This is a genomic window from Caballeronia sordidicola (genome assembly GCF_000729995.1).
GTDB classification, from domain to species: domain Bacteria; phylum Pseudomonadota; class Gammaproteobacteria; order Burkholderiales; family Burkholderiaceae; genus Caballeronia; species Caballeronia sordidicola_A.
In genome coordinates this window covers 1-405 of sequence record NZ_JNFG01000133.1, presented here as the reverse complement: position 1 = coordinate 405, position 405 = coordinate 1, and the positions used below count along the sequence as shown (strand labels likewise).

Below are 405 nucleotides of genomic sequence, written 5' to 3'. Positions count from 1 at the left end.
CAATGGCGCGGGCAGCACGTGCGGATCGTGCTAGCCTCTGCCGGACCACAGCAGGCGCCGGTCCGCGAAGATCCGCGTCTGAATAGCCTGCTGCTGAGCTCCGGTGCACTACCGAAAATCTCTGTTCCTTCAGGCGCATCTGCAATCGGCTGCATGGCGCAATCCGCAGACGCCTGGCAAGCGTTAGCGATCATCACCGGTGTCGAAGGAAAACGACTCGCGGGCATGCAACTCCTGGTTGACCGGGGAGGCTGGTTGCGCGCGCGGAAATTGCTGGTATCCGATGGCGGCGGCGACTGGTCCGATGCGGACATGCTGTGCCGCGCTACTGCTGTTGCCGGCGCCAGCAAGATTGAGCGGGAGCAGGCCGGGGATGGTCTTGGTAAACTGATAGCTGAAATGGAC

Annotated in this window: 1 pseudogene; it reads left to right on the top strand. The window is 62.5% G+C overall.

The features are described from left to right. Positions 1-405, top strand: a pseudogene (locus FH08_RS52710) (cytochrome C); the annotation flags it as partial.